The organism is Pedobacter sp. HMWF019, from assembly GCF_003061025.1.
Classification (GTDB): Bacteria; Bacteroidota; Bacteroidia; order Sphingobacteriales; family Sphingobacteriaceae; genus Pedobacter.
Genome location: NZ_QAIL01000422.1, coordinates 24,547 through 29,792 on the forward strand (window position 1 = coordinate 24,547; position 5,246 = coordinate 29,792).

At 41.1% G+C, this 5,246-nt stretch carries 6 protein-coding genes; 2 read left to right on the forward strand and 4 right to left on the reverse strand.

Annotated elements, in window-relative coordinates; genetic code table 11:
• Both DBR11_RS22505 and DBR11_RS22510 read right to left on the reverse strand, forming a co-directional pair.
• Positions 1-780, reverse strand: a 780-nt coding sequence (locus DBR11_RS22505) for a PCRF domain-containing protein (protein ID WP_233260863.1), incomplete at its 3' end; no start/stop codon positions are given.
• Positions 781-894: 114 nt separating this feature from the next.
• Complete coding sequence (locus DBR11_RS22510) at positions 895-1,656, reverse strand: UDP-2,3-diacylglucosamine diphosphatase (RefSeq protein WP_108554857.1); 762 nt, start codon at positions 1,654-1,656, stop codon at positions 895-897.
• A 129-nt stretch (positions 1,657-1,785) separates the two neighbouring features.
• Between DBR11_RS22510 and DBR11_RS22515 the strand changes: the two genes are divergently transcribed.
• Both DBR11_RS22515 and DBR11_RS22520 read left to right on the forward strand, forming a co-directional pair.
• Entirely contained in the window at positions 1,786-2,796 is a 1,011-nt protein-coding gene (locus DBR11_RS22515; protein WP_108554858.1) for an NAD(P)/FAD-dependent oxidoreductase, read from the forward strand.
• A 2-nt stretch (positions 2,797-2,798) separates the two neighbouring features.
• A complete protein-coding gene (locus DBR11_RS22520; RefSeq protein ID WP_108554859.1) occupies positions 2,799-3,131 on the forward strand; it encodes a 2Fe-2S iron-sulfur cluster-binding protein in 333 nt (110 codons plus the stop codon).
• On the opposite strand, the gene DBR11_RS22525 is transcribed toward DBR11_RS22520, so the two are convergent.
• The gene (locus tag DBR11_RS22525; RefSeq protein WP_108554860.1) at positions 3,128-4,819 is read right to left on the reverse strand and encodes a S41 family peptidase; all 1,692 of its coding nucleotides are present in this window, start codon (positions 4,817-4,819) and stop codon (positions 3,128-3,130) included. The genes DBR11_RS22520 and DBR11_RS22525 overlap by 4 nt on opposite strands.
• Positions 4,816-5,031 (reverse strand): hypothetical protein, encoded by a 216-nt coding sequence (locus DBR11_RS22530; protein ID WP_108554861.1) that lies wholly within the window; start codon positions 5,029-5,031, stop codon positions 4,816-4,818. The genes DBR11_RS22525 and DBR11_RS22530 overlap by 4 nt, the downstream gene beginning before the upstream one ends.
• Between the last annotated feature and the right edge of the window lie 215 nt (positions 5,032-5,246).

The window sequence follows — 5,246 nt, forward strand, 5'->3', positions numbered from 1 at the left end:
CGAACGTTCTTTCTGACAAACCACAACAATACCCGAAGGTCTGTGTGTCAACTGAACTTTAGTTTCTACCTTATTTACGTTCTGACCACCTGCACCACCCGATCTGGAAGTCTGCAGGTCAATATCTGCCGGGTTAACGTAAAGGTCAATCTCTTCAGCTTCCGGCAATACCGCCACCGAAGCTGCCGACGTATGTACCCTGCCCTGAGTTTCTGTATCCGGAACACGTTGTACACGATGAACACCCGATTCATATTTCAATTGTCCGTAAACATCTTCACCGCTTACTTTAAGGATCACCTCTTTGTAACCACCGGCAGTACCTTCAGTTACATCTATGGTTTCTACAGACCAGCCTTTTTGCTCAAAAAACCGGCTGTACATTCTGTACAAGTCACCTGCAAAAAGAGCGGCCTCATCACCACCAGTACCACCTCTGATCTCAAAAACTGCATTTTTAGCATCTTCAGGGTCTTTAGGAATTAGCATTAGCCGAACTTTTTCTTCCAGTTCTTCCTGTTGCTTTAGTAAAAGTTCCAGTTCCTCTTTAGCCATCTCACGCAATTCCGCATCTTTCTCATTAGAAAGAATGTCTTTATTGGCGTCGATGTTACTCATCACATTTTTATAGATCTTATACTCGTCTACTATCTTACCTAAATCTTTATACTCTTTATTTAAAGCTGCAAAACGCTTCATATCCTGAACGGTATCAGGATTACTCAACTGCTCTTCTACATCCTCCCAGCGCAATTTAATGGCTTCTAATTTTTCTAACATATCGTTCTAAAGAAAATTATTTTCATTCACTTTTATCCCCGGCAGTAAACAAACAGCCGGATGTATAGCGTAGCGTTATTTATTTGGACCACAAAAATAAGGTTTTTCGATCAATTATTTCGACTCAAAATAATTAAGGCATAGCTCATTGCCGTCAAAAACAGCATAAGAATAAAAATTAAGCCATTCACCAAGGTTAACATAGCGGCTGTTTTCACTCAACTGCAGGTCTAATGGTAAATGACGGTGCCCAAAAATAAAATAATCATAATGGGTTTTCTGCAAGACCTCTTTGGCATAAACAGCTAACCATTCGTTCCCCATCCCCATAAATTTCTCTTTAACAACCCCATCTCTGGTTGTACCGGCAGCACGGCTGCTGGATGACCAACCATTGGCAATACCCATTCCTATTCTGGGTGGCACCAATGAAAAAAGCCACTGGCAAATTGGGTTTCTGAATATTTTGCGGAGAAATTTATACTTGCGGTCGCCGGGGCCCAATCCGTCGCCATGATGAAGGTAAAAGCGCTTTCCATTTCTTTCCATTACAAATTCATCACTGATGATCTGTATACCGAGTTCTTTGGTAAAATAATCATTTACCCACATGTCATGGTTCCCTTTAAAGAAGTAGATCTTAATGCCCTGATCGGACATCTGTGCCAGCTTACCCAGCAAACGAACAAAACCTTTTGGAACTACTGTTTTGTACTCAAACCAGAAATCGAAGATATCTCCCATTAAAAAGAGTTCACTGCAGCTTGGTTCTATGTAATTTAACCAGCGAACAATACGATTTTCCCGGACCCTGCTCGTCTTTTCATCAGGAGATCCCAAGTGGAAATCAGAGGCGAAATATATGTTTTTTACCATCTCTGAGGGCAAAGATAAACAAATTTAGATCGGTGTTTTGTCAAAAAGTTCTAGGAGTTATATAGAATATTTCTTGATAACCCGTTTATTCAAACAAAAGTTTGTAAATTCGCCCCAAAATTTAAATACATGATTTCTACAGATATAGCCATCATTGGCGCCGGCCCCGTAGGTTTATTTGCAATTTTTGAAGCAGGATTACTCAAAATGCGTTGTCATTTAATAGACTATCTTCCACAAGTTGGAGGACAGCTTTCTGAGATTTATCCCAAGAAGCCAATTTATGACATTCCTGGTTATCCAACTGTTTTGGCACAGGAACTCATTGACAACCTGATGGAACAAGGTAAACCATTTCACCCTGGTTTTACTTTGGGCGAGCGTATTGAAGGTCTGGAGAAACGTGGTGAAGGCGATTTTGTACTGACCACCAATATGGGAACGATCATTGAATCGAAAGTGGTGGTTATTGCAGGTGGATTGGGTTGCTTTGAGCCCCGTAAACCCGCAGTTGCAGGACTGGAGCAATTTGAAAATGGTCGTGGTGTAAACTACATGATCCTGGATCCTGAACAGTACCGCGGACAGAAAATGGTGATTGCCGGTGGTGGTGACTCTGCCCTGGACTGGACCATCTTTTTAGCCGATGTTGTAGAAGAACTAACCTTGGTTCACCGCAGCGAGAGCTTCCGTGGTGCACCGGATTCTGTAAATAAAGTGATGGCTCTTGCTGAAAGCGGACGCATCAACTTAATATTAAACAGCAATTTAAATTCTGTTTCAGGTTCTGGAAAGCTGGAGAATGTGGAAATCATTCATAACAAATCTTTAGAAGTAACCAATGTTGCCGCCGACCACTTAATTCCTTTATTCGGACTAAGCCCTAAATTGGGTCCGATTGAGCAATGGAACCTGAACATCAACAAAAGTGCGATCGAGGTGAATACAGATGACTATTCAACCAATATCCCGGGAATCTATGCTATTGGGGACATCAACACTTACACAAACAAATTGAAATTGATTCTTTGCGGTTTCCATGAGGCTGCATTGATGAGCCACAGCGCTTACCAGTACATGAACCCAGGCATTAAATACACCATGAAATATACCACCGTTAATGGCGTAAGCGAGTTTTAATTATGGAAGAGAACAACATTAATATACATGTACAAAATGCAGATGGCAGCTTAACCACTCTGGAAGCGCCTGTTGACATGGGACTGAGCCTGATGGAGTTTTTAAAAGCCTGCGAATATGATATTTTAGCAACCTGCGGAGGTATGGCACTTTGTGCAACCTGCTGTGTGGATGTCCTTGAAGGCGAAGACAAACTGAACGAAATGTCTGACGATGAGTACGCTATGCTGGATACTTTACCAGATGTATTACCGAATTCAAGACTGGCTTGCCAGTTACAGTTAAACCCTGCTATGGAGGGTTTAACTGTAAAATTACATGGTGGATTAGACTAGTTATCCATGGCCAGGTTTTTCCTGGCCGGATCTCCAATCGTTTTATATTCTCCTGTACCTTTTAAGATTACAAGCATTTTAGGTGTATTGTTCAATACAGATTTTGCTGCTGCAAATTCCTTATCATACTGAAATGCTTGTACTACTTTTCCTTTTTCAAAATAGTACCTGCTTACAATCTGTGTTTCCAGCGCTTTCCTGATTTCTTCCTTGTAGGTGTAAAGGTCCTCTTTTTTAGCAGTTTGCATTTTTGATCTTAGATCATCCAGATCGGCCTTCACAGCAGGCAGGTTATTTTCTTTCTCTGCTTCTGTCCTAAGATCAGACAATAAGCGCTCTGCATTCGAAGTATACTTATAATCTTTATCTGCAAGTGAACCTACAAATTGCTCGTAATCCTTATCGGAGATTTTAAAGTCTGCTGCAGGAGCAATGGATTTATTGCTTTTCTTATAAAGATTGGCAAAATCAAAAAAGAGATTTTTACTGATCAATGAAATGGTGATGGGACTATATTTTTTGGCATCCACAAATACGTCTGGATAAATGCCGTTTCCGTTATATACATTCCTGCCGCCTTTAGTGCTAAATTTGGTGATCAGCGAATCGGCTATTTTAACTCTTTTACCACCTTCACCTTTACGGGAATAGTCTATCGCCTGAATACATCTGCCCGACGGGGTAAAATATTTGGCTACAGTAACCTTTACAAGGCTGTTGTAAGGCAAGTTGAAGGTTTGCTGAACCAACCCTTTCCCATAGCTCCGCTGCCCAACAATGACGGCCCTGTCCAGGTCCTGCAAGGCACCTGCAACAATTTCTGAAGCCGAGGCTGAGGAACCGCTAACCAATACCACAAGAGGTACCTGTGGCGCTATGGGATCACTAACAGTTTTATAGCTGATTGTCTTCTCCGGATTTCTTCCTTTCTGGGTAACGATGAGCACGTCTTTATTCACAAAAAGATTGACAATCTTAACAGCTTCCTGCAAGATACCACCTCCATTGTACCTCAAATCCAGTACAATTCCTTTAGGTTGTTTCTTCGTCAGGTTCTGCACAGCATCTTTTACTTCCTGCGCTGAATTCTCCAAAAATTTATCCAGCCGGATATAAGCAACATCATCTACTATTCCTGAATAAGAAACATTTGGCAGTTTAATCTCTTCGCGGATCAAGGTTTTGTTTAAAACCGAGCCCTCCCTAATGATCAACAGGTCTACAGAAGAACCTTTTGGCCCTCTGAGCAATTGCGTAACCTGACTTCTGTCCTTACCTTTCACTTCCACCCCAGCAATCCGTACAAACTGATCTCCGGGCCTGACATCTTGTTTATTGGCCGGATAACCTTCTGTAACTTCATTCACAAAAAGTTTTCCTTCAATAAAGACTGTGCTCGCGCCTATCCCTCCGAACTGGGTACTGACGTACTTTAGCTTATAGTCTTCTATTTCAGACTCAGGAATATATTCTGTATAAGGATCAAGTCCATCCAGCATGGCATCAATACCTGTTTTCATGAGATCCGACGGGTTGGTCTCATCTACATAATTAATGCTGACTTCCTTGTAAAGGGAGGCAAAAATATCCAGGTTTTTGGAAACCTGGAAAAGATCTTCTTTAAAAGACCAGGTTAACGCAGCGGTTGCGATTAACCCGGCAGCAATAAAGGGTTTATATTTTATCATAATCTATTACCATCTGGATCGGCCAAAGCCTTATTGATGGTAAATTCAACATATTTCCTGTCTCTTTTGATCAGGCTCATCAACTGATTCACCAATTCTTCTTCCTGCCCCGGGGTAAAGGAGATGTTCTCCCCTGCCAGTTCACGGTACTTTCTTAAAAATTTGATCTTAACTTTTTGCGCTGTTTCAGGAGTAAGTGTAAAATTTGCCATAATGCAAAAATATAAATAATTGTAATACGATAAATCTTATTTATGAGCGGGTGCACCTTTTATATCCAAATCTTTTATTTTCTCCCTGATTCTTCTCATAAAGGATATGCCCGGATCGGTTTTTTCCGTTCTGTAGGCTGAATCCGTTTCTTTCCATAGTGGAGTTCCTCTGAATAAATTATACTCATAATGTCCAATTACATATTCTATAGGAT

Coding starts and splice junctions, on each gene's coding strand:
- DBR11_RS22525 (WP_108554860.1), bottom strand. CDS start 4,819: ATGATAAAATATAAACCCTTTATTGCTGCCGGGTTAATCGCAACCGCT.
- DBR11_RS22530 (WP_108554861.1), bottom strand. CDS start 5,031: ATGGCAAATTTTACACTTACTCCTGAAACAGCGCAAAAAGTTAAGATC.
- DBR11_RS22510 (WP_108554857.1), bottom strand. CDS start 1,656: ATGGTAAAAAACATATATTTCGCCTCTGATTTCCACTTGGGATCTCCT.
- DBR11_RS22520 (WP_108554859.1), top strand. CDS start 2,799: ATGGAAGAGAACAACATTAATATACATGTACAAAATGCAGATGGCAGC.
- DBR11_RS22515 (WP_108554858.1), top strand. CDS start 1,786: ATGATTTCTACAGATATAGCCATCATTGGCGCCGGCCCCGTAGGTTTA.